This window comes from Paenibacillus massiliensis 2301065 = DSM 16942, from assembly GCF_000377505.1.
Classification (GTDB): Bacteria; Bacillota; Bacilli; order Paenibacillales; family Paenibacillaceae; genus Paenibacillus; species Paenibacillus massiliensis.
In genome coordinates this window covers 24,783-49,864 of the sequence record NZ_KB898190.1, presented here as the reverse complement: position 1 = coordinate 49,864, position 25,082 = coordinate 24,783, and the positions used below count along the sequence as shown (strand labels likewise).

The window sequence follows — 25,082 nt, the reverse complement described above, 5'->3', positions numbered from 1 at the left end:
CAATCATTTGGGCATTTGAGCTTTTGGAGGAGAGGGGGGAATATTATAAAGGACTCCAAGGTATCCACAGAAGATAACAATATTATCCTGTTCCCGAAGACGCTGGATTATTACCAGATTCAACTGACCGTGATGCTTGAGAACGAGCGATATCAGGAAGCCATGGGGTTGCTGCGCTTTTTGTTGAAATGTCAGGGACAGAATCCGAAGCATTACGAAGAATGGGATGCACTTTTGCAATGGCTGGAAGCGGCTTTTCCGCAAGGAACTGTACATACCGAGCTGTCTGAGAATCGTACGGATGATGAGGGAGACGTCAGTGAAGAGGAGTTGGCAAGAAGGCAGGCGCACCTGAAGCTTCAGCAGGATTCGGGATATGGCGACAAGCTTCTTCGCATGGTCATGGAGGAGCCATTGTCCGAGCAGACGATGCTGGCACTGGAGCAACTATCTTATCTTGAGCAACCTGAAATTGATGAGGCCTTGATGCAATGGCTTGAGGAGAAGCCGATGCATCCCTTGCTGCAGTTCCGAGTGCTGCAGACGCTGCGCAAGCGGGGCGTGGATGGCACGATTCGCTTCAAACGGGATGGATCGGCAGCAGAGATTGACATGGATACAGTGCCACTGCAGCCGGATGATTTTCCACAACCGATTATTCGTATTCTGGAACGTGTGGCGGATCAGACGGAGGTGCATGAACCGACACTGTTTTACTTTGCACAGGAATTGTGGTCTCAATTTGTCATGGCAGTGTATGGAACGGACGATTATCGGTCAATGCTGAGTGAAGACGACAGTATGATGGATATTTGGGCGGCAGCACTGCATCAGACCGTATCAGAGAGCCTGACAGGGGCAAAGGACGAGGAAGAGACAAGAAGTCTCTACGGCATTACCGATTCCATGCGCTTTAGGTATGAGCAGGCGTATCGATCCATGAAGCATTTTGTATCTGTTGGCATGCAAACTCCGTAGCCTCGGGAACAATTTCCACTCCCTGCCATCAGGGTTGCCCTTGAAAAAGTTTTCAAAGTTGTATATACTATGATGGAAATTTTGTGCGTATTTTTAGCGTGAATTCAAGTTAAGATATTGTTGGAGGGGAAAGCATAAAATGAAAGCAACTTGGGAGAAAATAGACAAGAACGTTGGCGTTCTTGAGGTTGAAGTGGAAGCGGAACGTGTCTCCGCAGCGCTTGACAAAGCTTTTAATAAAGTAGTGAAACAAGTAAACGTACCAGGATTCCGTAAAGGTAAAGTACCACGTCCAATTTTCGAAAAACGTTTTGGAGTGGAAAGCCTTTACCAAGATGCAATCGACATTTTGCTGCCAGAAGCTTACGGCGAAGCAGTGAATGAGACGGATATCTTCCCGGTAGATCGTCCAGACGTAGATATCGAGCAATTCAACAAAGGCGAGACTTTCAAGTTCAAAGCGAAAGTGACTGTGAAGCCTGAAGTTGAGCTGGGCGAGTACAAAGGCGTTGAAGTGCCTGTAGCCAAATCCGAAGTAACGGATGAAGAAGTTACAGCTGAACTGGAGCGTCTGCAACAGCGTCATGCTGAACTGATCGTGGTAGAAGAAGAGGCTGCTCAATCCGGCGATACAGCTGTGCTGGACTTCGACGGTTATGTAGACGGCGAGCAATTTGAAGGTGGACAAGCTGAACGCTATTCTCTGGAACTCGGATCAGGTACCTTCATCCCAGGCTTTGAAGATCAAGTCATCGGCATGAACACTGGTGATTTCAAGGATGTTGAAGTAACCTTCCCTGAGAACTACCACTCTGCTGAACTGGCTGGCAAAGCAGCGGTATTCAAAGTGAAAATTCATGAGATCAAGCGCAAGCAACTGCCTGCTCTGGATGATGAGTTCGCGAAAGATGTCAGCGAGTTCGATACTTTGGCTGAGTACAAAGAAGATCTCAAGAAACAACTTCAAGAGCGTAAAGACAACGAAGCTAAAGCAGCACGTGAAAATGCTGTAGTAGAAAAAGTTGGCGAGAACGCAACAATCGACATTCCAGAAGCCATGATCAACAGCGAAGTTGAGAACATGATGCGTGATTTCGACAACCGTCTTCGCAATCAAGGCATGAACATTGACATGTTCCTGAGCTTCTCCGGCCAGACTCGTGAGGATCTGCAAGGACAAATGCGTGATGACGCTGCTAAGCGCGTACGCAACAACCTGGTGCTGGAGCAAGTAGCCAAAGCCGAGAATGTTGAAGTAAGCGAAGAAGAAGTGAACGAAGAACTGCAAAAAATGGCTGACACTTACAAGCGTTCTGTTGAAGAGATTCGCGGAATCCTTGAAGGTAATGGCTCCATCAGCAATCTTCGTGAAGAAATCTCTCTTCGCAAAACAATTGCTCTGCTGGTAGACAGCAGCAAAGAAGTAGAAGCTCCAGCGGCTGAGTAAGCTCATCAGCAACAGGGAGATTCACCGAATTACATGACAAATTACTATTGGGTGAGGTATACTCCGCTCCTAATAGTGAATGATACAGAAATAGGGCACGCAGTTAATCAACTCGTGCCTTATTTTTAACTTATGGCATCCAAACCCTGGCATTTCAGGAGGCAAATAGTACCTGATACTACTTGGGGATTCCTTATGACGGAGTGCAAGAAGCCGCGGGGATTCAGAGCCAGCATCTGTTGTACATAGGTTCCATTTTGACGTGTTATCGCCATTACGAAGTACATATACTGATTCAGAGCCTTGCTAATCGGGCTGCCTGAATGCCATTTGCACTGCACATATAAAACATGTTTAAATATGATAAGGTCTGCAATATGACATTGGACCTGTAACATGTTAAAATACGTTTAGGTAAAATTCTGTTTCGGTTTTGCCGATTTTCATTTTACCAATGGAAAAGAGGTTGGTCACAATGAGTCTCGTACCTATGGTTGTTGAGCAAACGAATCGAGGAGAAAGATCCTACGATATTTACTCCCGCTTGCTTAAGGATCGCATTATTTTTCTGAGCAGCGCAATTGACGATGATGTTGCCAATCTCGTTATAGCACAGCTTCTGTTTCTGGCTGCGGATGATCCTGAGAAGGATATCAGCTTGTATATCAATTCGCCCGGCGGTTCTGTAACAGCCGGTATGGGTATATATGATACAATGCAAATCATCAAGCCTGACGTATCAACCATTTGTGTAGGTATGGCTGCAAGTATGGGCTCTCTGCTGCTCACGGCCGGCGCGCCTGGGAAGAGATACGCTCTCACCAACAGTGAGGTTATGATTCATCAGCCGCTTGGTGGCATACAAGGGCAGGCATCCGATATACAGATTCATGCTGACTGGATCATCAAGACACGCCAGAAGCTTAATCAGATTTATGTGGAGCGGACAGGTCAGCCCCTGGAAAAAATCGAACGGGATACAGACCGCGACTTTTTCATGGATGCCGAAGAAGCTAAAGCATACGGGATCATAGACCAAGTGCTTACCAAGCCGACCAATTTGTAAAGGGGTGGTTACATGTTCAAATTTAACGATGAGAAAGGGCAACTGAAGTGCTCCTTCTGCGGAAAATCACAAGAGCAGGTGCGCAAGCTGGTTGCGGGACCTGGAGTCTATATATGCGATGAGTGTATTGAATTATGTACGGAGATCGTGGAGGAAGAGCTGGGTCACGAGGAAGAGCTTGACCTGAAGGACATTCCAAAGCCACTTGAGATTCGCGCAATTCTGGATCAATATGTCATCGGGCAGGATCAAGCTAAGAAATCCCTGTCTGTTGCCGTATATAATCACTACAAACGGATCAATACACAGAGCAAAGCCGATGATGTTGAGCTGACGAAGAGTAATATTCTGATGTTGGGACCAACAGGTTCAGGTAAGACTTTGCTAGCACAGACGATGGCCAAGATTCTGAATGTGCCATTCGCCATTGCCGATGCAACGTCCCTGACGGAAGCAGGCTATGTCGGTGAGGATGTAGAGAACATTCTGCTGAAGCTCATTCAGGCAGCGGATTACGATGTAGAAAAGGCCGAACGCGGTATTATCTACATTGATGAGATCGATAAGGTTGCTCGCAAGTCCGAGAATCCTTCCATTACAAGAGATGTATCCGGGGAAGGTGTTCAGCAGGCTTTGCTGAAGATTCTCGAAGGTACAGTAGCTTCTGTTCCTCCGCAAGGTGGACGTAAGCATCCGCATCAAGAATTTATTCAAATCGATACCACGAACATCCTGTTCATTTGTGGTGGTGCATTCGACGGCCTGGAGCAAATGATCAAACGCCGGATTGGCAAAAAGGTCATCGGTTTCAATGCTTCGGCAGACCAGAAAGATTTGAAACCAGGTGAATATCTGCAAATGGTACTACCTGAGGATCTGCTCAAGTTCGGTCTAATCCCTGAATTTGTAGGTCGTCTGCCAGTGATTTCTACGCTGGAGCCGCTTGATGAGAATACACTGGTACGTATTCTGTCGGAGCCTAAGAACGCGCTGACAAAGCAATATCAGAAGCTGCTGGAAATGGACAATGTCACGCTGGAGTTCCAGCAGGACGCACTGGAGGCCATTGCCAAAGAAGCAATCAAGCGTAATACCGGTGCTCGTGGTCTGCGTGCGATTATTGAAGGCATTATGCTGGATGTCATGTACGAGGTACCGTCCCGTGATGACGTTACTACTTGCATCATTAACGAGAAAGTCGTTCAGGATAAAATGGCTCCCGAGCTTCGTGGTGCCGACAAAGATAAAACACAAGAAGAGAGCGCCTAAGACAGTAACTTTTGCGACCTCGATAACATGAGCCTGCCATCCTCCACGTTTCGCCCGCTTTGACGTCTAAGCGGGCGGGGGTGGAGCTTTGGTATTATGGGAGAGATATGACCATGTTCTTAAGACAAGACACCCGTCCCGTCAAAGTCGGCAATCTGACCATTGGCGGAAGCAACGAAGTGATCATTCAGAGTATGTGTACGACGAAGACAGCTGACGTACAGGCTACCGTAGCTGAAATTCTGCGCTTGGAGGAGGCCGGCTGTCAGATTGTTCGGGTAACTGTCAACAATGAAGAGGCTGCTGCCGCCATCAAAGAGATCAAGAAGCAAATTCATATTCCTCTTGTTGCGGATATTCATTTTAACTACAAGCTCGCTCTGCTTGCCATTGAGAACGGCATCGACAAGGTACGGATCAATCCCGGAAATATCGGCCGTCGTGAGAAGGTAGAGGCAGTCGTTAAGGCTTGTAAGGAGAAGGGGATTCCGATTCGGATCGGAGTCAATGCTGGTTCCCTGGAGCAGCATTTGCTGGACAAATACGGCTACCCTACGCCTGATGCGATGGTGGAGAGTGCCCTCTTTCACATTAACATTCTGGAGGAGCTCGACTTCCACGATATTATCGTGTCTCTGAAGGCATCGGATGTGCCGATGGCGATTGAGGCGTACACGAAGGCTGCTAAAATCATCCCTTACCCGCTGCATTTGGGTATTACCGAAGCAGGAACACTGTTCACAGGAACTGTAAAAAGTGCAGCCGGGATGGGAGCTCTGCTTTCTGCAGGTATCGGCTCAACGATGCGTATCTCGCTCAGTGCTGATCCTGTCGAGGAGGTTAAGGTGGCTCGTGAGCTGCTGAAGACATTTGGGCTGATTACCAACGCAGCGACACTCATCTCCTGTCCAACTTGCGGACGGCTGGATATTGACTTGTTCTCCATCGCCAACGAGGTTGAGGATTATATTGCCAAGCTGAAGGTGCCTATCAAGGTATCCGTGCTGGGTTGTGCGGTGAATGGACCTGGTGAAGCGAAGGAAGCGGATATCGGAATTGCCGGAGCACGCGGCGAGGGTCTGCTGTTCCGTTACGGACAGATGATTCGCAAGGTTCCTGAGGCCGATATGGTAGACGAGTTGAAGAAAGAGATTGATATTATCGTCAAGGCCTATGAGGAGACCGGCGAGATTCCGGGACGTAAGGAACGGCACGGTCATCAAAAGCAAGAGGCTTGAGGATGGAGAGAGTGCTTGTGTTGGACGTGGCTTGTGAACTAATACATTGAATATCTGCCGGATTGGCTATAGATAAATGTGACCCTAACAGCTGTATATGTCGCTGTTCTTGTGTCACAACCGCATATGAGCGGGCTGCTGGGTTCAGTTGCAGCTTGTTATATTGAAGAAGCATGTGAGTAGCTCGCATGCTTCTTTGCTTTGTTACCATCTCTGTTATCACCTCTGTTGCCACTTCTATCTGTCACCTCCGTTTTTGCTACGTCATTCACCTTTGACATATCCCCCTATTATCTCTGTCTGTAACTTCTTTTGTATGTATCGTTTAGAGGTCGATGAAAAGGAAATAATGGTTGTCATAGACGATCCCTGCAGACAGGGAGTAAAACGGAGGAATGACAAATGGATTTCACTATGATTATCATGCTCGTGCAGTTGTTCTTTGGAATTGTAATCGGATTGTACTTTTGGAATTTGCTTCGCAGCCAGAAGACCAATCGGGGCGCTGTGGATCGAGAATCACGTAAGGAATTGGATAAGCTAAGAAAGCTGCGCTCCATCTCATTGACCAAGCCTTTGGCTGAACGTACTCGTCCTGCAGCTATTCAAGATATTGTGGGACAGAAGGATGGGCTACGTGCGCTCAAGGCAGCACTATGCAGCGCGAATCCTCAGCATGTCATTATTTATGGACCTCCTGGAGTAGGTAAGACAGCCGCGGCTCGTGTTGTCTTGGAGGAAGCGAAGAAGAATCCGTCCTCTCCATTTCGGGCAGATGCAAAGTTCACTGAAATTGATGCAACGACGGCGAGATTTGACGAACGCGGAATTGCTGATCCACTCATTGGCTCTGTTCATGACCCCATTTATCAGGGAGCTGGTGCGATGGGGGTGGCTGGAATTCCCCAGCCGAAGCCGGGTGCGGTTACGAAGGCCCATGGCGGCATATTGTTCATAGATGAGATTGGAGAGCTACACCCTACCCAGATGAACAAATTGTTGAAAGTGCTGGAAGATCGTAAAGTATTTTTGGAGAGCGCATATTATAATTCTGAAGATACGCATACACCTGCGTACATTCATGATATTTTCCAGAATGGCTTACCAGCGGATTTTCGTATGGTCGGGGCAACGACACGTTCTCCACACGAGCTTCCGCCAGCGCTTCGCTCCCGCTGCATGGAGATTTACTTCCGCTCGCTGCTGCCGGAGGAGATCGGGCGGATCGCGGAGGACGCTGTATCCAAGCTGAGCTTCGAGCCTTGTCCTGAAGCCGTGAAGGTGGTACAACGCTATGCCACGAACGGAAGAGAAGCGGTGAACATGATTCAGTTGGCTGCTGGGATTGCACTGACAGAGCAACGCAATACGCTGCATCCAGATGATCTGGAATGGGTCGCTGGCAGCAGCCAGATCCAGCCACGTCCGGACCGGAAGGTGCCTTCCCGTCCACAGGTAGGCTTTGTGAATGGACTTGCGGTCTATGGACCGAATCTCGGCATGCTGCTGGAGATTGAGGTTACGGCCGTTCCTGTGCCCAGAGGACAGGGGAACTATAATATTACTGGTATAGTGGATGAAGAAGAGATCGGGGGCGGCTCACGAACGCTGCGGCGCAAGAGTATGGCTAAAGGCTCTGTGGAAAACGTACTCACAGTATTGAGGACCTGTGGGCTACGGCCAGAGGATTATGAGCTGCACATCAATTTCCCGGGTGGAACACCGATTGATGGACCATCAGCTGGCATTGCCATGGCTACGGCCATCACATCTGCCATTCGGAATATTCCGATTGATCATGAGCTGGCCATGACTGGAGAGGTCAGTATCCATGGCAGAATCAAGCCGATAGGCGGAGTGCTGGCGAAGATTGAAGCAGCCGTGCAAGCTGGCGCCAAGCGTGTCATCATTCCACTGGATAACTGGCAGAGCTCCTTTGATAAGCTAGCGGATTTACAGGTTATTCCCGTGCAGTCCGTAGATGAAGCCTTCGGACATATTTTCGGGGAGGCATGGAATCCAGAGCAGGAAGCAACAGCGCCAATGGAGAATTTTTTGCCAGCAAGAACGAGCTTTTTACAGGCAGAAGGGCCGCAGGGAAGCAGCATGTGAGTTCCTATTTGGCATAGATGGGTGCCTCTCATTGGTTTTTCCATGAAACATTTGTTAAAATAGCAATAATGACAACCTGGGCATCTTGTATGTGAGGTATTTCGGCTTATCGATATAGGCCTGAGGGTACATGATGCTGAACCTGAGAACCATTGGAGGTGCGAAAGCGATGGGACTAAGTAAAACTAAAGGCCGTCGTTTTCCTTTACTGCCTTTAAGAGGACTTCTTGTCTACCCGAGTATGGTTCTGCATCTCGATGTGGGCCGGGAAAAATCGGTCAAGGCTTTGGAAAAAGCGATGGTAGAGAATAATTTGATCCTGCTGTGTTCTCAATCTGATGTTAATATTGAAGAACCTACGCAGGATGATATTTTCAAGATTGGTACAGTGGCCAAAGTACGTCAGATGCTCAAGCTCCCGAATGGCACCATTCGTGTTCTTGTAGAGGGGCTGGAGCGTGCGGAGATTATCCAGTACTTGGAGAATGACGAGTATTACGAGGTGATGGCAAAAGAACTGCCTGAGCCTGACGTGACTCATCTGGAGATTGATGCTCTGATGCGCACGGTGCTGAACCAATTTGAGAACTATATCAATTTATCGAAGAAGGTCACCCCGGAGACGCTGGCGGCTGTCTCTGATATCGAGGAGCCTGGCAGATTGGCTGATGTCATTACCAGTCACCTGGCACTCAAAATAAAAGACAAGCAGGAAATTCTGGAGACGATCGATGTTGCAGAACGGCTCGAAAAGCTGCTGGATATTCTGAACAACGAACGTGAAGTGCTGGAGCTGGAGCGCAAAATCAACCAGCGTGTGAAGAAGCAGATGGAGAAAACGCAAAAAGAGTACTATCTCCGTGAGCAGATGAAAGCGATCCAGAAGGAACTGGGTGATAAGGAAGGCCGTGCCGGTGAGGTAGAGGAGCTTCGCGCACAGATGGCGGAGCAAGAGCTGCCTGACAAGGTAAAAGAGAAGCTGGAGAAGGAAATCGAGCGACTGGAGAAAATGCCTACCAGCTCTGCTGAAGGCGGGGTCATTCGCAACTATGTGGATTGGCTGCTCAGTCTGCCATGGAGCAAGACGACAGATGATGATCTGGACATGGCGCGTGCAGAAGAAGTGCTCGATGAAGATCATTATGGTCTGGAGAAGCCGAAGGAGCGTGTGCTGGAATACTTGGCTGTACGCAAGCTGGTGAAGACGATGAAGGGTCCGATTCTATGTCTCGTTGGGCCGCCAGGGGTCGGGAAGACATCACTTGCTCGCTCGATTGCCAAAGCACTTGGCAGAGAATTCGTGCGAATTTCCTTGGGTGGTGTGCGTGATGAAGCCGAGATTCGTGGGCATCGGCGTACGTATGTCGGTGCGATGCCTGGTCGGGTCATTCAGGGTATGAAGTCAGCCGGTACCATGAATCCTGTCTTTCTGCTTGATGAGATTGACAAAATGGCTTCGGACTTCCGTGGTGATCCGGCCTCCGCTCTGCTGGAGGTGCTGGACCCGGAGCAAAACAATACGTTTAGCGATCATTTTGTAGAGCTGCCGTTCGATCTGTCGAATGTGATGTTCGTGACAACGGCTAATGCACTTCATAATATTCCGCGCCCATTGCTGGACCGGATGGAGATACTGAGCATTCCGGGCTATACGGAACTGGAGAAGCTTCAGATTGCAACTCGTTATCTGGTACCCAAGCAGAAGCGGGAGCATGGACTTGAGGATCAGCAGCTAATCATTGAAGAAGACACACTGCTTACCGTCATTCGTGAGTATACACGGGAGTCCGGCGTCCGTAATCTGGAGCAGCAGATTGCTTCTCTGTGTCGGAAGGCTGCGAAGACTATTGTTTCCACGTCTGAGGAGAAAGCGATTCATATCCAGCCTGATGATGTAAAGGATTATCTTGGTATACCCAAATTCAGATATGGCATGGCTGAGCTTGAGGATCAGGTTGGGACCGTTACAGGCCTTGCCTGGACAGAGGTTGGTGGCGAGACTCTCACGATTGAGGTGACGGTAGTGCCTGGCTCGGGCAAGCTGATCCTCACGGGCAAGCTGGGAGATGTGATGAAGGAATCAGCACAGGCTGCCTTCAGCTACACGCGCTCCAAAGCCTCGGAGCTTGGCATTGAGACGGATTTTTATGAGAAGAACGATATTCACATCCATATCCCTGAGGGGGCCATACCGAAGGATGGTCCATCGGCTGGTATTACAATTGCTACAGCGCTTGTATCTGCCCTAACCAATCGCCATGTCTCCAAGACGGTTGCCATGACTGGGGAGATTACACTGCGCGGGCGTGTACTGCCCATCGGGGGATTGAAAGAGAAATCACTAGCCGCCCATCGAGCGGGGTACAAGAAAATATTGCTGCCTAAGGATAATGAACGGGATCTGAAAGACATCCCTGATAGTATCAAGGATGATGTGGAGTTCATTCCTGTGGCTCACATGGATCAAGTGCTGCAGCATGCGCTTGTCGAGCAGGCGAGCGTGCATTAGAGAGGACACATATCACATGAAAGTAACCAAATCGGAATTCGTGATCAGTGCAGTACGCCCTGATCAATATCCTGAGGACGCCCTGCCGGAGGTTGCTCTGGCCGGGCGCTCCAATGTCGGGAAATCATCGCTCATTAACCGCATGATCAACCGCAAGAATCTGGCCCGGACCAGCTCAACACCGGGCAAGACTCAACAGCTGAATTATTACCGCATTAATGATGAATTATATTTTGTTGATTTTCCAGGCTATGGATTTGCGAAGGTCTCCAAGTCGCTTCGCCAAGCATTTGGCAATATGATCGAGACCTATCTGATGCAACGGGAGCCACTCAAGCTGGTTCTGCAGATGGTAGATCTTCGTCACCCACCATCCAGGGATGATCGACTGATGAATGAATGGCTTATGCATTATGACCTGCCATTGTGTGTAGTAGGAACGAAGGCAGACAAAATTCCGAAGACCCGTCGTGACAAGCACATCAAGATGATCAAGCAGGAGCTAGGAATCGGCCCTGGAGGGTTGTTCATCCCATTTTCGTCGGAAGAGGGCCTGGGAAGAGATGAGCTGTGGTCTGTGATCTCGCAGTATACAGGAGTTGGACAGGAGACAACAGCCACGGATGAGTCTGAGAACGAGACAGAGCGTGATTAGTCTTATCGGAGAGTATGAGCGTGGAAAGTCTGACTTAATAATACGATGCACTAGCTATACAATATGATTATAGATATTTCTGATATAAGGTTTACATCATGAGCATCCCGAACGGGGTGCTTTTTTGTGTGGTGACTTGGTTAGGTATAACATAAGTGGACACAGATTACACTAAAGGGGTCTTAGTTTCTTCATAAACTTTTCATAAAAATCGCCTGGAGCTATGGAGGTTCTGTGATATACTTAACATAGTTGAAAGAACGTATGTGATTTTATTTACTACAGTAAGGCAGGTGGACGATTCATGCACATCCTCGCAGTGGGATTAAACTATAGAACAGCTCCTGTGGAGGTCAGAGAACGATTTACCTTCGCTGAGCAGGATTTGCCAGCAGCACTGGAGAAGCTAAAACTCACGAAGAGTGTGCTTGAGGGTGTTATTGTAGCTACCTGCAATCGTACGGAAATCTATGTGGTGGTAGATCGGCTGCATATGTGCGGGTATTTTATTCGCAGCTTTATGGAGCAATGGTTCGGTATTCCTCGGGATCAATTTACACAGCATCTATATATATACGAAGACGAACAAGCCATCCGTCATCTGTTCCGTGTAACCTGTGGGCTGGATTCCATGGTGCTTGGGGAGACACAGATTCTCGGTCAGGTGAAGCATGCGTTCCTTGCTGCTCAGGAGCGGAAGGCAACGGCGACCTGGTTCAATATGCTGTTCAAGCAGGCTGTGACGCTTGGCAAAAGAGCGCATTCGGAGACGTCTATTGGCGAGAGTGCAGTGTCTGTCAGCTATGCAGCGGTAGAGCTTGGCAAGCGGATTTTTGGCACATTTAAGGATAAGAAGGTTATGATTCTGGGTGCTGGCAAGATGAGTGAGCTGACAGTGAAGCATCTGTACGCAGGCGGGGCAGCAGAGGTGATTGTTGCTAACAGGACACTGGCGCGCGCCGAGGAGCTGGCCTCCAAATTCCAGGGCACTCCTGTTACGATGGACCAAGCGCTCCAGCGTCTGCATGAGGTGGATATCGTCATTAGCTCCACAGGAGCCAAGGAATATGTACTGGATACCAGAAGTGTACGAGAGCAGATGAAGCAGCGTCAGTCGCGGCCACTATTCATGATTGATATTGCGGTCCCACGGGATATTGATCCTGCTGCTGGGGATATCCATAACGTGTTCCTGTATGATATTGATGATCTGGAAGGCATCGTGGAGAGTAATCTCGAAATGCGTCGAACAGAAGCAGCCAAGATTGAAGTGATGATGGAATCAGAGATGGAGCAATTCTATCAATGGCTTAAGACCATGGGTGTTCGTCCGGTCATTCGTGCACTACAGGAGAAATCTGCTTCTGTGCATGAAGAGACTCTGCAGAGCCTCTTCAATCGTCTGCCTGATCTGGATGAGCATGAACGTACTGTCATTCGCAAGCTGACCAAGAGTATGATGAATCAGATGCTGCATGACCCGATTAATCGGATCAAGGAGCTGGCTGTCGAGAAGCAGGGGAATGAATCACTGGAGATGTTCAGCCAGATATTTGCACTGGAGGATCGCTTGGACGATGCAGCAGCGAAGGTGGAACATAGTCACGCGTTGGCTATGAGGATGAAAGGGACAGCCCAGAAAGAAAAGCAAGCCAGCGCGTCCGAATCTGCATCGGCTTCATACGCGCCGGTCGGTCTATAGGCAGGTGATGCATATTGTCACCGGGTAATGGAATTTATGATGCCATGATGTACACATATGCCCTGAGCCTACTGTTTGTGTTCTCGGATTGCATTCGTCGTAATGCGACGGCCAAGCGGACGGGCACAGGGCTTCTTGTTGCTGTTCTGGTCCTGCAGCTGGCCTATCTGGGAGTCAGGACATGGACCGACGAGCATCTCCCTTTTTTGATAACGTATGACTTTTTGTTCCTGGTCTCATGCTTGCTCGTGGCGCTTTCCTTAATCATGTCGCGATTTCAGCGCTCAGAGATGGTTGTACTGCTCCTGAATTTGATCGGATGTACAATCGTTGTCCTGAATAAGCTCTGGTTCCGACCTGTGGATGATCCCTTGAGCACATGGCAGACCGTACATGGCTTTTTGATTTTGCATATTGTATTGGCTAACCTGAGCTTTGCTGCACTGACCGTCGGTGCTGTATTTGCTGCTCTGTACTTATTCTTGCATCGTAATCTCAAGGGCAAACGGTGGAGTGACACTCTGCGGCGCTTACCGAGTCTGGAGGTGCTCGATCGCTACACACATACCTCATTGCTGATCGGAACGCCTTTGCTGATGGTCTCTGTGTTCGTTGCGGTGATCTCGATTGTCGCTGAAGGTCGCTGGTTTCTGCTGCTGGATTCGAAAGTAATAGCCACGACTGCGGCTACGTGTTTGTACATTATTTTTTTACTTGTCAGGCGCTTCAAGAGTCCTTCGGGTGTCATTAATGCACGTCTGGCTCTGATCGGGTACGGGTTCATGATTTTGAATTTTGTGGTGAATTCCTGGTCAGCATTTCACCAATGGACAGGGGAGTAGAGGGATGTCACACATGATTCCTGTGATGCTGAATGCCAAGGGACAAACTTGTTATATTATCGGTGGGGGAAAAGTGGCCGAACGCAAAGCAGCCGGACTGGCAGACAGCGGAGCCTCCCTTGTCCTCATTAGCCCCACGCTTACGCCAGGTCTTCAAGCCATGGCCGAACAGAAGCAGCTCCGCTGGATCGCCCGAGCATATGCCGCCGGTGATTTACAGGGAGCATTTCTTGTATTTGCAGCCACAAATAGACCTGAAGTGAATGAGGCAGTAATGCGCGAAGCCCATCAGATGGGTATACTGGTGAATAGAAGTGATGATGCAACTGAGAGTACATTTATTAGCCCTAGCGTGCTACGTAGAGGAAGGCTTACGGTGAGCGTCTCTACGGATGGTGCTGGACCAGCGGTGTCAAGGAGGATCATGGCCCGGCTCGCAGAGCTATGGGGCCCCGAATACGAGGAATATTTGGATTTCATGGCCCAAGTGAGGCAGCGTGTCAAGGAAACCATTCCTGATTCAGATACACGAGCCAGGGTGCTGCGAGGGCTGGCAGCGCTCGAATTACCGGAGCCATCGGGCTCTGTTGAGTGGAAAGCTGCAGCAGAACAGGTGGAACGCTGGATTGCCCAGCAGCTTGAGGGCTGACATGCGAAATATTGGAGGACTGACATGAGAACGATTATTGTAGGAAGCAGACAAAGTGCGCTTGCCTTGACCCAGACAGGCTTTGTAATCGAGGACCTCAAGAAGCTGTGTACGCAGCATGGAATCGCCATGAACTTTGAGGTGCGCAAGATTGTGACCAAAGGAGATCGAATTCTGGATGTTACATTGTCCAAGGTTGGTGGTAAAGGTCTGTTCGTGAAGGAAATTGAGCAAGCATTGCTGGCTGAGGATATAGATATGGCCGTGCATAGCATGAAGGATATGCCTTCCGAGCTTCCTGAGCGCTTGGTGAATGGAGCAGTGCCAAAGCGTTTTGACCCTAGGGACTGTCTGATCTCTCGTACGGGAGGAGACCTGGACAGCCTTCCTGTGGGAGCTAAGGTAGGTACGAGTAGCTTGAGGCGTTCCAGTCAATTGCAGGCAATGCGGCCTGACCTCAAGCTTGAACCTGTACGTGGCAATATCGACTCCCGCTTGAAGAAGCTGGAGACGGAGGGCTTCGACGCGATTGTCCTGGCAGTAGCTGGCTTGCAGCGCATGGGCTGGGAAGACCGGATTAGTGCGTATTTACCTGAGAAGATATGTCTGCCTGCGGTCGGGCAAGGGGCACTTGGAATCGAATGCAGGGAAGATGATGAGGAGCTATTGGCACTGCTTGCGTTGTATAATGATCAGGATACTGCGCTGACGGTAGCGGCTGAACGACGCTTTCTCAGCGAGCTGAACGGAGGCTGTCAGGTCCCGATTGGTGCTCATGCAACCCTGTCAGCGGAAGGAGTTATTGAGTTGACAGGAATGGTCGGCTCTCCAGATGGACAGATCATTCTGAAGGAGACACTTTCCGGCAACGACGCACAGGAACTGGGGACACGTCTGGCGAACAATCTGAAGAAGCAAGGTGCAGAAGAGATATTGGCAGAAGTTAGGGGCTGAAGGTTATGACGGGGAAGGTATATTTGGTTGGAGCAGGACCAGGTGATGCGCGGTTGATTACAGTAAAGGGCTGGCAATGCATTCAGAAAGGCGATGTGGTCGTCTATGACAGATTAGCGAGCCCTCGCTTGCTGAATCTGATGAAGCCGGGTGCACAAAAGATCTATGTAGGCAAGCTGCCTGATCGTCATACGATGAAGCAGGAGGAGATCAATCAGTTGCTGGTTGATCTTGCTCTGGAGGGAAAGACGGTAGTTCGTCTGAAGGGTGGCGACCCAACGATCTTCGGAAGAGTGGGAGAGGAGGCGGGCCTTCTCCGCAAGCATTCCATTCCATATGAGATCATTCCAGGCATTACGTCTGCCATCAGCGTGCCTGCATATGCAGGTATTCCAGTAACACATCGGGATCTGGCGTCATCGTTATCCATCATTACTGGACATGAGAGCCCTGACAAGCTGGATCGGAGTATTCATTGGGACAAAGTTACGAATGCTACGGGTACATTAATCTTCCTCATGGGAGTTGCCAAGATTGGATATATCAGCGAGCAGCTCATTCGTCATGGCCGTTCTCCCGAGACACCTGTAGCACTGGTTCGCTGGGGGACACGTGCAGAGCAAGATACGTTGGTCGGCACACTTGCTGATATTGAGCAGAAGGTGCAGGAGTCGAACTTCAAGCCGCCAGCTGTCATTGTCGTCGGTGATGTCGTTCGTCAGCGCGAGGAACTGAAGTGGGCTGAGTATATGCCTTTATTCGGGAAGCGTATCCTGGTTACGCGCACCCAAAAGCAGGCAAGCAACCTAGTACAGCAAATTGAGGATTTGGGCGGCGAGCCTTACGAATTCCCTGTCATTGAGACAGTCATGCCAGACGAGGCTGATGAACTGGAACAGATCAAGGAAGCCCTGACTCGATTGGAAACATATGACTGGGTATTTTTCACGAGTGTGAACGGAGTCGAGTTCTTCTTCACCCATCTGGACCAGTTAGGGCTGGATGTGCGGGCTCTTTACAAGGCACGGATTGGCGCTGTTGGGCCGGCTACTTATGCTGCCCTACGCAGCAGGGGGATTGCAGCCGAACAGGTGGAAGGACCATTCCAGGCAGAATCCTTCGTGGCTACCTTTGGCAAGAACATGCATGCAGGACAACAGGTGCTGTTGCCGCGAGGCGATCTCGCTCGTTCATGGCTCCCAGGCAAATTGCTCGAGATGGGGCTAGAGGTCACGGAAGCTGCTGTGTATAAAACAGTTCCAACCCATATTCATGATGATGAACTGATCAAGCTTATAGAGGGTGGAGCCATTCATGCGATTACACTAACCAGTTCATCGACTGTGACTCATCTGCTGGAGGCATTGCGCCGGATGGGCATGGACAACCCACAGGAGAAGCTACGTGGGGTTACGCTGGCTGCGATTGGTCCGCTCACGGCGGAGACTGCGAAGCAGGCAGGCCTTGAGGTCGAACTGATGTCGGAGGAAGCGACCATTCCTAGCCTGATCCAATGCTTATGCGATTGGAATAAACAAGCGGCAGCTTCGAGAGAACGGAAATTGTAAAAGGGACGCAATAGAAATAATAGGAGGTAGTACTTGATGATACAATCATTTGCGAGACATCGCCGTCTACGGCAGACGGCGGCACTGCGCAGCATGGTTCGTGAGACCTGGTTGAACCCTGCTGATTTTATACAGCCGATTTATGTCACTTATGGTGAGGGTGTGAAGCAGGAGATCAAGTCGATGCCGGGTGTATACCGCTTCTCACTTGATCAGCTGGGGCCAGAGTTACAAGAGATTCATAGTCTTGGCATTCCTGCGGTGCTGTTGTTCGGCATTCCGGATACCAAGGATGATGTCGGTTCATCTGCTTATGATGAGCATGGCATTGTACAAGAGGCGACGCGTCTGATCAAAGCGCAGTATCCCGATCTGCTCGTCGTGGCTGATACCTGTCTATGCGAATTTACTGATCACGGACATTGCGGGATGGTACATACCTATGAGCAGGATGGTGTCCTGTGTGGCGATGTTCTTAATGATGAATCATTAGAGTTGCTGATCAAAACGGCCGTATCCCAAGCGGAGGCTGGTGCAGACATTATTGCGCCATCGAACATGATGGATGGATTCGTACAGGCGATACGCCATGGCCTCGACGAGGCTGGCTTTACGCATATTCCGATTATGTCATACTCGGTGAAGTATGCCTCTGCCTTCTACGGACCGTTCCGAGAAGCAGCTGACTCAGCTCCGCAGTTCGGAGACCGCAAGTCCTATCAAATGGACCCGGCCAATGCTCGTGAAGCGCTGCGAGAGGCGGAGTCTGATGTGCTGGAGGGTGCTGATATGCTAATGGTCAAGCCTTCTTTGTCCTATCTAGATGTGATGCGGACGATTAAGGACCAGTTCGATCTGCCGCTGGTCGCTTACAACGTAAGTGGTGAGTATGCGATGGTGAAGGCAGCTGCCCTGCAGGGATGGATTGATGAGCGGGCGACCGTGCTGGAGATTCTCACCAGCATGAAGCGTGCCGGAGCGGATATGATTATTACGTATTCAGCTAAGGATGCAGCCAAATGGCTGGCGGATGGAGGCAAAAAATAAAATGAGCAAACCCTTTGGAAGACATGATGATGGAAAATCAGCAGTAGCCTTTGCTGAAGCCAAGCAGTATATTCCAGGTGGAGTGAACAGCCCTGTTCGCGCCTTCAAGTCCGTAGGGATTACCCCCATTTACGTGGAACGTGGTGAAGGGGCCTATGTATACGATATTGACGGCAATGCTTACATTGATTTTGTCGGCTCGTGGGGGCCTCTTATCATGGGACATGCACACCCAGAGGTCGTTAAGGCGTTGCATGATACCGCGATCAAGGGCACAAGCTTTGGTGCACCAACACTGCTAGAGACCGAGATGGCGAAGCTCGTCTGCGAACGGGTGCCTTCTGTTGATATTGTACGGATGGTTAACTCAGGCACCGAGGCTACCATGAGCGCTATTCGTCTGGCGAGAGGCTATACCGGACGTAGCAAAATTCTCAAATTCGAAGGCTCTTACCATGGTCATGCTGACAGCCTGTTGATCAAGGCAGGCTCCGGGGTAGCTACACTGGGGCTGCCTGACAGCCCGGGTGTACCAGAAGGCGTAGCAAGCAATACGATCACGGTGCCTTATAATGACGAGGCTTCGGTGTCTCTGGTCTTTGAGAAATATGGTGAGGATATCGCAGCCGTCATTGTTGAGCCCGTAGCGGGAAATATGGGGGTTGTTCCTCCGCTGCCTGGATTCCTGGAGAGCTTGCGCCGATTGACCGAGCAATACGGCAGTCTGCTTATTTTCGATGAGGTCATGACAGGGTTCCGTGTCGGCTATCATTCAGCTCAAGGGCGTTTTGGCATTACCCCGGATCTGACGTGTCTTGGCAAAGTCATTGGTGGCGGTCTTCCGGTCGGTGCCTATGGTGGACGAAGAGAGATTATGGAGCAGATGGCACCAGCTGGCCCGATCTATCAGGCGGGAACGCTGAGTGGCAATCCACTGGCTATGGCAGCAGGCTACACCACACTGAGTCTACTCACGCCAGAGATCTATGACCAATTGGAGGAGCGGGCGGCTAGACTACAGGAGGGCTTCGAACGTAATACGCGGGAGATCGGAATTCCTGTATCCATTAACCGTGTCGGCTCTATGGTGTGTCCGTTCTTTAACGACAAGCAGGTTACAAATTATGAAGTGGCACGTGCAAGCAATCCGGATCATTTCCGTCGCTACTTCGCGGAAATGGTCCGTGAGGGAGTCAGTGTAGCGCCTTCTCAGTTCGAGGGCATGTTCGTATCGGCAGCGCACACTATTCAGGATATTGATGCCACGATTGAAGCCAACTATAATGCGCTGAGACGTCTATGAGCTGGCGGAAGAGCTGGAAGCGACGCGGACCGTGGCTAGAGCTGACTCCTGGCAAGGAGGTCACTTCAAGTGAGGACAAGCACCTTGCCGCAGAGCGTTGGATACAGGGGCAGCTTGGCATGCCTGAGAAGCTATACCGTAGATTACAGCAGGATAAGCTTATCCTGCTAGCCGGAGATCGGTTGCGGATACAGTTGTTCCCTGAGCTGGACTATGGTGTGGAGCCGAGGTGGCATGAACTGACAGTCCTGTACGAGGACGACTTTTGTCTGGTCGTGCACAAGCCTGCCGGCATGCCTGTACATCCGGATGGAGGAGCGGGAGACGGTCCTGTCACTCTGGATCATGCGGTGGCATCTTATTATGAGATGAACGGAATTCGGACACCTGTGCGGCATATCCACCGTCTGGATGTGGATACGACAGGTCCTGTGCTGTATGCGAAGAATGGCTTTGCTCAGCTCAAGCTGGACGAGCAAATGAGGAGCAAGGAAATCCACCGCCGCTATGTTGCTATTGGTCAGGGTAAGGTGCCAAAGGATCTGGTTCGGATTGATGAGCCGATCGGTAAGGATCGACACCATAAGCAGAGACGGCGCGTATCGACTACCGGTCAAGAGGCAGTTACCCTTGTGCAGACTGAGGAATATCTGCAAGGAGCTACTCTTGTACACCTGACTCTGGAGACAGGCAGGACCCATCAGATTCGCGTACATATGAGTCATGTCGGCCATCCGCTGCTAGGTGATGTGTTATATGGAGGTCCGTCATTACAGATGCGGAGGCAGGCACTTCATGGTGAGGAGCTGACATTCCAGCATCCAATCAGTCGACAGGAGATCCTCGTCCATGATCCTTGGCCATCGGACTTTCGAGAGTTGTATGACCGTTTGAAGCCATAGCAAATTACAAAATATGCAAATAGATCAGTGCTAGACTTCCCCAATTAACAAGTTAAGCAGGAAGGACTTCGTCCGAGACCGCTTGTCAGGGGAAGTGTGGCACTGTTTTTTTGTTAAGAAGAGAGCTATAACGTATACAGCATTGGGCTGATGACAAGGGTTCTTTTTGCAAAAGATGGCATGCTCTTCTTTCTGGTGCATATACATGAACCGAACGAACAATGGTTGGATTAAGGACTATCCGCACAGGCAACGAACATGCGGAAGCTCCCGAAAGGAGGATGCTATCCATGCAAGATAGGCCCTATGGCTTGCGTTTTGATATCTATGAACGTATCCATCTGACGGAGGAAGCTGCGGGCATAGCAGAGTTAGAGGAGATTGAGCTACTGCCGCGGATTCAGGTTGTTGAGCAGGAGGATCAGGCGGCGTTACGCGGACATTTGCTGCTTGAAGGGGTATATCGGGGAGAGGAAAATGAGCTTCAGAGCCTTACTCATCTCATCCCTGTGGAAATTACGATTCCTATGAACCGGGTCAGCAGTGTAGAGGACATCTCGGTAGAAATTGAAAATTTCGATGTGGATTTGTTGTCTTTGCGAAGTCTGAATATTACCGGGGTGTTGTCACTCCATGGGGTGGAAGGGATAGAGCCAGCCGACTCTTCTGTCTGGGCCGAGGACGAATTTACGGTCGTGCATACACCGCAGCCTCCCACAAATCTTGTGCAGCAGCGAGAGGAAGTACAGGAGCAACAGCGTGAGCCGGACTCTGCTTTTGTGGCATCATCAACGACTGCTCCAGAGCAATGGAGTCCTCATTTTGGCGATTCTGCTGCACATAGCACTTCTTCGTCAGATAAACCGGCTGCTGAACAGTCATCGAATAAGCCACAGGTCTGGCAGTTCGAGAGTGCCTCCCATGCGAGAGAAGAAATTCGTGAGCCTGACAGGCCATCTGGTACATCCCAAGCGAACACGGATGCTGACCATTCGCCATGGAATGAAGAACGGGAGCAACAGGTGGATGAGGATGAGCGTGATCCTTCCTCCGATATTCAGATAGAAGACTCCGATGCTGCGGTATCAGCTCTGTCTGAATCCGAACTACAGAACGAGCAAGAAGAAGTGACTGCAGCTGTGGATTCATCCTCAGAGGACAAGAAGGAAATGAAGGTGGCCTTTGGCAGCAAAAAGGATGTTCTGGTTACCGAACTGGAGTCTGTTCCGTTCTCTACATTGCTACCAACCTCACGGGTATCCAAGGAGCCGCCTGCTAATGAAGCAACGGAGGCAGAAGCACATGCTGAGCAGGAGCCAGAGGATTTCACAGCAGCAGGTGGTCGGTGGAATTCCCTGTTCCAGCGCAGCGAAGAGGAGCAAGGAGCTTTCCGTAAGCTGAGGCTATGTATTGTGCAGCGGGAGGAGACATTGGAGACCATTGCCGACCGCTATGAGCTAAGTGTACGTGAGCTGCAGCTATACAACAGGCTTACAGAGCATGGGGTGGAGGAAGGACAGGTATTGCTCATCCCATGATGTATGAACGGAGAGTGAGCTTGTAGCCTCTAAGCAACTTGTGTCTGATTTTTTGAATTATGCCTTCTACTAGAGCTCTGAAAAGACAGCTATACTCCGTGTAAAAGGCAATGCGGGGCTTTGGATATTGACTAACAGCATTCAGCAAGTTATGATGTGGTATAGCAACTGGAGAGATGATGTGCTTGACATCACGCGCTTTGAATAGCGCAAGGTCATCTGCCAGCTATACAACAGACATTGAACGGGAAGAGTAGGCAGTGAGCCCTTCAGAGAGCGGAATTGTAGCGCTGTGAGGTTCCGCAGGATGCAGCTGGCCGAAGTCGCCCGGGAGTCGCTTGTTTGAACCCGCCGAGGCAAGATGCGTATTAGAACAAGCCGGGGACGGCCGTTATCCGTAGAGTGTCACAACCTTGTACCCCTATGGGTCAATTGCAGGGATGTGAAACAAAGGTGGTACCGCGAAAGAACAGCCTTTCGTCCTTTGAGGATGGAGGGCTTTTTTTATTTTCGTCCCCATATATGCATGGTATTGAATGCGGATTAGAGCACGGAAAACCAATTACGTTGGAGGGAATAGATATGTCAGAGCAAGAGCACCAAGCAACAACCGAGATGCCGACAACCTATGATCCGAAATCGGCGGAGCAAAAGTGGTATAAGTACTGGATGGATGGAGGATATTTTCGTGCAGGACGTCTGCCAGAAGCAGAGCCGTTCTCGATCGTTATCCCGCCTCCGAATGTGACAGGAATGCTGCACATTGGTCATGCCCTTGATTTCACTTTACAGGATATTATTATTCGTACGAAGCGGATGCAGGGCTATGATGCACTGTGGCTGCCGGGAGCAGATCATGCAGGGATCGCTACACAGACCAAGGTAGAACAGCAGCTTCGCGCTGAAGGGCTGACCCGTTATGATCTAGGACGCGAGAAATTCCTGGAGAAGGTATGGGAGTGGAAAGACCTTTACCTGAACAATATCCATAGACAATGGGAAAAAATGGGCTTCTCTTTGGATTACTCCCGTGAACGCTTTACGCTGGACGAGGGTCTATCCAAGGCCGTTCGTGAGGTGTTCGTCAAGCTCTATAATAAAGGTCTGATCTATCGCGGCAAGCGGATCATTAACTGGGACCCTGTGGCTCGTACAGCGCTGTCTGACATCGAGGTAGAATACAAGGAAGTGAATGGTCACCTGTATCATCTGCAATATCCGCTTAAGAATGGTAATGGGCATATTACGGTGGCAACGACACGTCCTGAGACGATGCTGGGAGATGTGGCCGTAGCCGTTCATCCAGAGGACGAGCGCTACAAGGATATGATCGGCGAGATGCTGGTCCTCCCTATTGTGGGCCGTGAGATCCCTGTCATTGCTGACGATTATGTAGATAAGGAATTTGGTAGTGGCGCAGTCAAGATTACGCCTGCCCATGACCCTAATGACTTCGAGATGGGGCAACGCCATCAGCTGCCACAGATCAATGTGATGAATGAAGATGGATCGATGAATGAAGAAGCTGGCAAATATCAAGGACTCGATCGTAGTGATTGCCGGAAGCAGATCGTCGCGGACCTGAAGGAACAGGGTGTGCTGATTCGCATTGAGGATCATGTGCATCAGGTAGGACATAGTGAGCGGACGAATGCTGTAATCGAGCCATACTTGTCCACACAGTGGTTCGTGAAGATGAAGCCGCTCGCCGATGCTGCTATTGAAGCGCAAAAAGGCGGTAATGGTGTACAATTCGTACCGGATCGCTTCGAGAAAATCTATCTGCACTGGATTGAAAATATCAGAGACTGGTGTGTATCCCGACAGCTATGGTGGGGTCACCGAATTCCAGCCTGGTATGACGAGGAGACTGGCGAGATTATCGTCAGCGCCGAGGATCCTACGACGCTGCCAGAGTATGCGGGACGCAAGCTGAAGCAGGACGAGGATGTGCTCGACACTTGGTTTAGCTCAGGACTGTGGCCGTTCTCTACCATGGGGTGGCCTGATGAGACAGAAGACTTCAAGCGCTACTACCCGAATAATGTACTCGTAACAGGCTATGACATTATTTATTTCTGGGTAGCACGGATGATCTTCACCGCTTTGGAATTCACTGGACAAAGACCGTTTGCGGATGTATTGATTCACGGACTTGTTCGTGATGCTGAAGGACGCAAAATGTCTAAGTCACTTGGCAACGGGGTAGACCCACTGGAGGTCATTGAGAGCTATGGTGCGGATGCCATGCGCTACATGATCTCGACAGGCAGTACGCCTGGGCAGGACCTGCGCTTCCGTATTGAGAAGGTGGAGCAGGCTCGTAATTTTGCCAACAAGATCTGGAATGCTTCCCGCTTCGCTCTGATGAATCTGGAAGGCGTATCGTACGAGGATATTGATATTACGGGTGAACTCAGTACGGCAGATCGCTGGATCTTGCATAGACTGAACGAAACTTCACGTGATATTACGCGTCTAATAGATGCCTATGAATTCGGGGAGACTGGACGTCTTCTGTATAACTTCATATGGGATGATCTTTGTGACTGGTATATTGAATTCTCCAAGCTCACACTATATGGAGAGGATCCAGCAGCCAAGAAGAAGACACAATCCGTCCTTGCTTATGTACTGGATCGTACACTGCGCATGATTCATCCGTTCATGCCGTTTATTTCCGAAGAAATCTGGCAGCATTTGCCTCATGAAGGGGAGACCATCACACTTGCCTCCTGGCCAGTATACGATGCTGCCCTGGAGAATGAAGCAGCGGTAGCCGAGATGAATCATCTGCGTGATGTGATTCGCTCGGTGCGAAATATCCGTGCTGAAGTGAATGTTCCAATGAGTAAGAAGATTGAGCTGCAGGTGAAGGCAGCAGATTCGCATATTCTGGATATTCTGAGCCGTAATGGAGAGTACATTCGTCGCTTCTGCAATACCTCCGACTTCTTGCATGGAATTGAGCTGAATGTACCAGACAAGGCGATGTCTGCAGTAGTAACCGGGGCAGAGCTCTATTTACCGCTAGCGGGTCTGCTCGATATCGGACAGGAGATTGCCCGACTGGAGAAGGAGCTTCAGCATCTGAACAACGAGGTGCTGCGTATTGACAAGAAGCTGTCTAATGAGGGCTTCGTGGCCAAGGCACCAGCGAAGGTCATTGAGGAGGAGCGTGCCAAGCATGCAGACTACTCTGATAAGCGGGATAAGGTGATCGCTCGTATCCAGGAGTTGAAGGACTAACACACGCTTGTTGATGAAATAACAACCACTTTGCTGACAAACCCCCATGGTCTG

Annotated in this window: 18 protein-coding genes and 1 other annotated feature; all 18 genes read left to right on the top strand. The window is 50.0% G+C overall.

Annotated features, from left to right (window positions below; translation table 11 throughout):
* The first annotated feature begins 132 nt into the window (after window positions 1–132).
* The 18 genes from D328_RS0112910 (at window position 133) to D328_RS0112825 (ending at window position 25,028) form a co-directional block, all read left to right on the top strand.
* The gene (locus D328_RS0112910) at window positions 133–978 is read left to right on the top strand and encodes a hypothetical protein (protein ID WP_033413012.1); all 846 of its coding nucleotides are present in this window, start codon (window positions 133–135) and stop codon (window positions 976–978) included.
* Window positions 979–1,117: 139 nt separating this feature from the next.
* Window positions 1,118–2,425, top strand: a complete 1,308-nt coding sequence (gene tig / locus D328_RS0112905; RefSeq protein WP_018885437.1) for a trigger factor — start codon at window positions 1,118–1,120, stop codon at window positions 2,423–2,425.
* Between the two features lie 475 nt (window positions 2,426–2,900).
* Window positions 2,901–3,491: an ATP-dependent Clp endopeptidase proteolytic subunit ClpP gene (clpP, locus tag D328_RS0112900; protein WP_018885436.1), complete on the top strand. Its 591-nt coding sequence runs from the start codon at window positions 2,901–2,903 to the stop codon at window positions 3,489–3,491.
* Between the two features lie 12 nt (window positions 3,492–3,503).
* Window positions 3,504–4,760 carry an ATP-dependent protease ATP-binding subunit ClpX gene (clpX, locus tag D328_RS0112895; protein WP_018885435.1) on the top strand — a complete coding sequence of 419 codons (1,257 nt, stop codon included), beginning with the start codon at window positions 3,504–3,506 and terminating at the stop codon, window positions 4,758–4,760.
* Between the two features lie 113 nt (window positions 4,761–4,873).
* Window positions 4,874–5,998 (top strand): flavodoxin-dependent (E)-4-hydroxy-3-methylbut-2-enyl-diphosphate synthase, encoded by a 1,125-nt coding sequence (gene ispG, locus D328_RS0112890; protein ID WP_018885434.1) that lies wholly within the window; start codon window positions 4,874–4,876, stop codon window positions 5,996–5,998.
* A gap of 402 nt (window positions 5,999–6,400) precedes the next feature.
* On the top strand, window positions 6,401–8,110 hold the full coding sequence (gene lonB / locus D328_RS0112885) for an ATP-dependent protease LonB (RefSeq protein ID WP_018885433.1): 1,710 nt from the start codon (window positions 6,401–6,403) through the stop codon (window positions 8,108–8,110).
* 169 nt (window positions 8,111–8,279) lie between these two features.
* Window positions 8,280–10,619 (top strand): endopeptidase La, encoded by a 2,340-nt coding sequence (lon, locus tag D328_RS0112880; protein ID WP_025680826.1) that lies wholly within the window; start codon window positions 8,280–8,282, stop codon window positions 10,617–10,619.
* Between the two features lie 16 nt (window positions 10,620–10,635).
* The gene (gene yihA, locus D328_RS0112875) at window positions 10,636–11,274 is read left to right on the top strand and encodes a ribosome biogenesis GTP-binding protein YihA/YsxC (protein ID WP_018885431.1); all 639 of its coding nucleotides are present in this window, start codon (window positions 10,636–10,638) and stop codon (window positions 11,272–11,274) included.
* 304 nt (window positions 11,275–11,578) lie between these two features.
* A complete protein-coding gene (gene hemA, locus D328_RS0112870) occupies window positions 11,579–12,976 on the top strand; it encodes a glutamyl-tRNA reductase (RefSeq protein ID WP_018885430.1) in 1,398 nt (465 codons plus the stop codon).
* Between the two features lie 14 nt (window positions 12,977–12,990).
* The gene (gene ccsA / locus D328_RS0112865) at window positions 12,991–13,818 is read left to right on the top strand and encodes a cytochrome c biogenesis protein CcsA (RefSeq protein ID WP_018885429.1); all 828 of its coding nucleotides are present in this window, start codon (window positions 12,991–12,993) and stop codon (window positions 13,816–13,818) included.
* A 4-nt stretch (window positions 13,819–13,822) separates the two neighbouring features.
* On the top strand, window positions 13,823–14,467 hold the full coding sequence (locus tag D328_RS0112860; RefSeq protein ID WP_018885428.1) for a precorrin-2 dehydrogenase/sirohydrochlorin ferrochelatase family protein: 645 nt from the start codon (window positions 13,823–13,825) through the stop codon (window positions 14,465–14,467).
* A 24-nt stretch (window positions 14,468–14,491) separates the two neighbouring features.
* Window positions 14,492–15,421 (top strand): hydroxymethylbilane synthase, encoded by a 930-nt coding sequence (hemC, locus tag D328_RS0112855; RefSeq protein ID WP_018885427.1) that lies wholly within the window; start codon window positions 14,492–14,494, stop codon window positions 15,419–15,421.
* 5 nt (window positions 15,422–15,426) lie between these two features.
* Complete coding sequence (gene cobA, locus D328_RS0112850; protein WP_018885426.1) at window positions 15,427–16,989, top strand: uroporphyrinogen-III C-methyltransferase; 1,563 nt, start codon at window positions 15,427–15,429, stop codon at window positions 16,987–16,989.
* Between the two features lie 36 nt (window positions 16,990–17,025).
* Window positions 17,026–18,036 (top strand): porphobilinogen synthase, encoded by a 1,011-nt coding sequence (gene hemB / locus D328_RS0112845; protein ID WP_018885425.1) that lies wholly within the window; start codon window positions 17,026–17,028, stop codon window positions 18,034–18,036.
* Between the two features lies 1 nt (window position 18,037).
* Window positions 18,038–19,339, top strand: coding sequence for a glutamate-1-semialdehyde 2,1-aminomutase (gene hemL, locus D328_RS0112840; RefSeq protein ID WP_018885424.1), 1,302 nt, complete (start codon window positions 18,038–18,040; stop codon window positions 19,337–19,339).
* Window positions 19,336–20,241: an RluA family pseudouridine synthase gene (locus tag D328_RS0112835; protein ID WP_018885423.1), complete on the top strand. Its 906-nt coding sequence runs from the start codon at window positions 19,336–19,338 to the stop codon at window positions 20,239–20,241. Before hemL ends, D328_RS0112835 begins: the two co-directional genes overlap by 4 nt.
* Window positions 20,242–20,531: 290 nt before the next feature.
* Window positions 20,532–21,779 carry a LysM peptidoglycan-binding domain-containing protein gene (locus tag D328_RS0112830; protein ID WP_018885422.1) on the top strand — a complete coding sequence of 416 codons (1,248 nt, stop codon included), beginning with the start codon at window positions 20,532–20,534 and terminating at the stop codon, window positions 21,777–21,779.
* Window positions 21,780–22,010: 231 nt separating this feature from the next.
* Window positions 22,011–22,267, top strand: a binding site (T-box leader).
* Between the two features lie 94 nt (window positions 22,268–22,361).
* Entirely contained in the window at window positions 22,362–25,028 is a 2,667-nt protein-coding gene (locus D328_RS0112825; protein ID WP_018885421.1) for a valine--tRNA ligase, read from the top strand.
* Window positions 25,029–25,082: the final 54 nt, after the last annotated feature.

Bases quoted from the DNA above. Each gene is read 5' to 3' on its own strand.
- D328_RS0112910 (WP_033413012.1), top strand. From the start codon at position 133: ATGCTTGAGAACGAGCGATATCAGGAAGCCATGGGGTTGCTGCGCTTT.
- tig (WP_018885437.1), top strand. From the start codon at position 1,118: ATGAAAGCAACTTGGGAGAAAATAGACAAGAACGTTGGCGTTCTTGAG.
- clpP (WP_018885436.1), top strand. From the start codon at position 2,901: ATGAGTCTCGTACCTATGGTTGTTGAGCAAACGAATCGAGGAGAAAGA.
- clpX (WP_018885435.1), top strand. From the start codon at position 3,504: ATGTTCAAATTTAACGATGAGAAAGGGCAACTGAAGTGCTCCTTCTGC.
- ispG (WP_018885434.1), top strand. From the start codon at position 4,874: ATGTTCTTAAGACAAGACACCCGTCCCGTCAAAGTCGGCAATCTGACC.
- lonB (WP_018885433.1), top strand. From the start codon at position 6,401: ATGGATTTCACTATGATTATCATGCTCGTGCAGTTGTTCTTTGGAATT.
- lon (WP_025680826.1), top strand. From the start codon at position 8,280: ATGGGACTAAGTAAAACTAAAGGCCGTCGTTTTCCTTTACTGCCTTTA.
- yihA (WP_018885431.1), top strand. From the start codon at position 10,636: ATGAAAGTAACCAAATCGGAATTCGTGATCAGTGCAGTACGCCCTGAT.
- hemA (WP_018885430.1), top strand. From the start codon at position 11,579: ATGCACATCCTCGCAGTGGGATTAAACTATAGAACAGCTCCTGTGGAG.
- D328_RS0112860 (WP_018885428.1), top strand. From the start codon at position 13,823: ATGTCACACATGATTCCTGTGATGCTGAATGCCAAGGGACAAACTTGT.
- hemC (WP_018885427.1), top strand. From the start codon at position 14,492: ATGAGAACGATTATTGTAGGAAGCAGACAAAGTGCGCTTGCCTTGACC.
- cobA (WP_018885426.1), top strand. From the start codon at position 15,427: ATGACGGGGAAGGTATATTTGGTTGGAGCAGGACCAGGTGATGCGCGG.
- hemB (WP_018885425.1), top strand. From the start codon at position 17,026: ATGATACAATCATTTGCGAGACATCGCCGTCTACGGCAGACGGCGGCA.
- hemL (WP_018885424.1), top strand. From the start codon at position 18,038: ATGAGCAAACCCTTTGGAAGACATGATGATGGAAAATCAGCAGTAGCC.
- D328_RS0112835 (WP_018885423.1), top strand. From the start codon at position 19,336: ATGAGCTGGCGGAAGAGCTGGAAGCGACGCGGACCGTGGCTAGAGCTG.
- D328_RS0112830 (WP_018885422.1), top strand. From the start codon at position 20,532: ATGCAAGATAGGCCCTATGGCTTGCGTTTTGATATCTATGAACGTATC.
- D328_RS0112825 (WP_018885421.1), top strand. From the start codon at position 22,362: ATGTCAGAGCAAGAGCACCAAGCAACAACCGAGATGCCGACAACCTAT.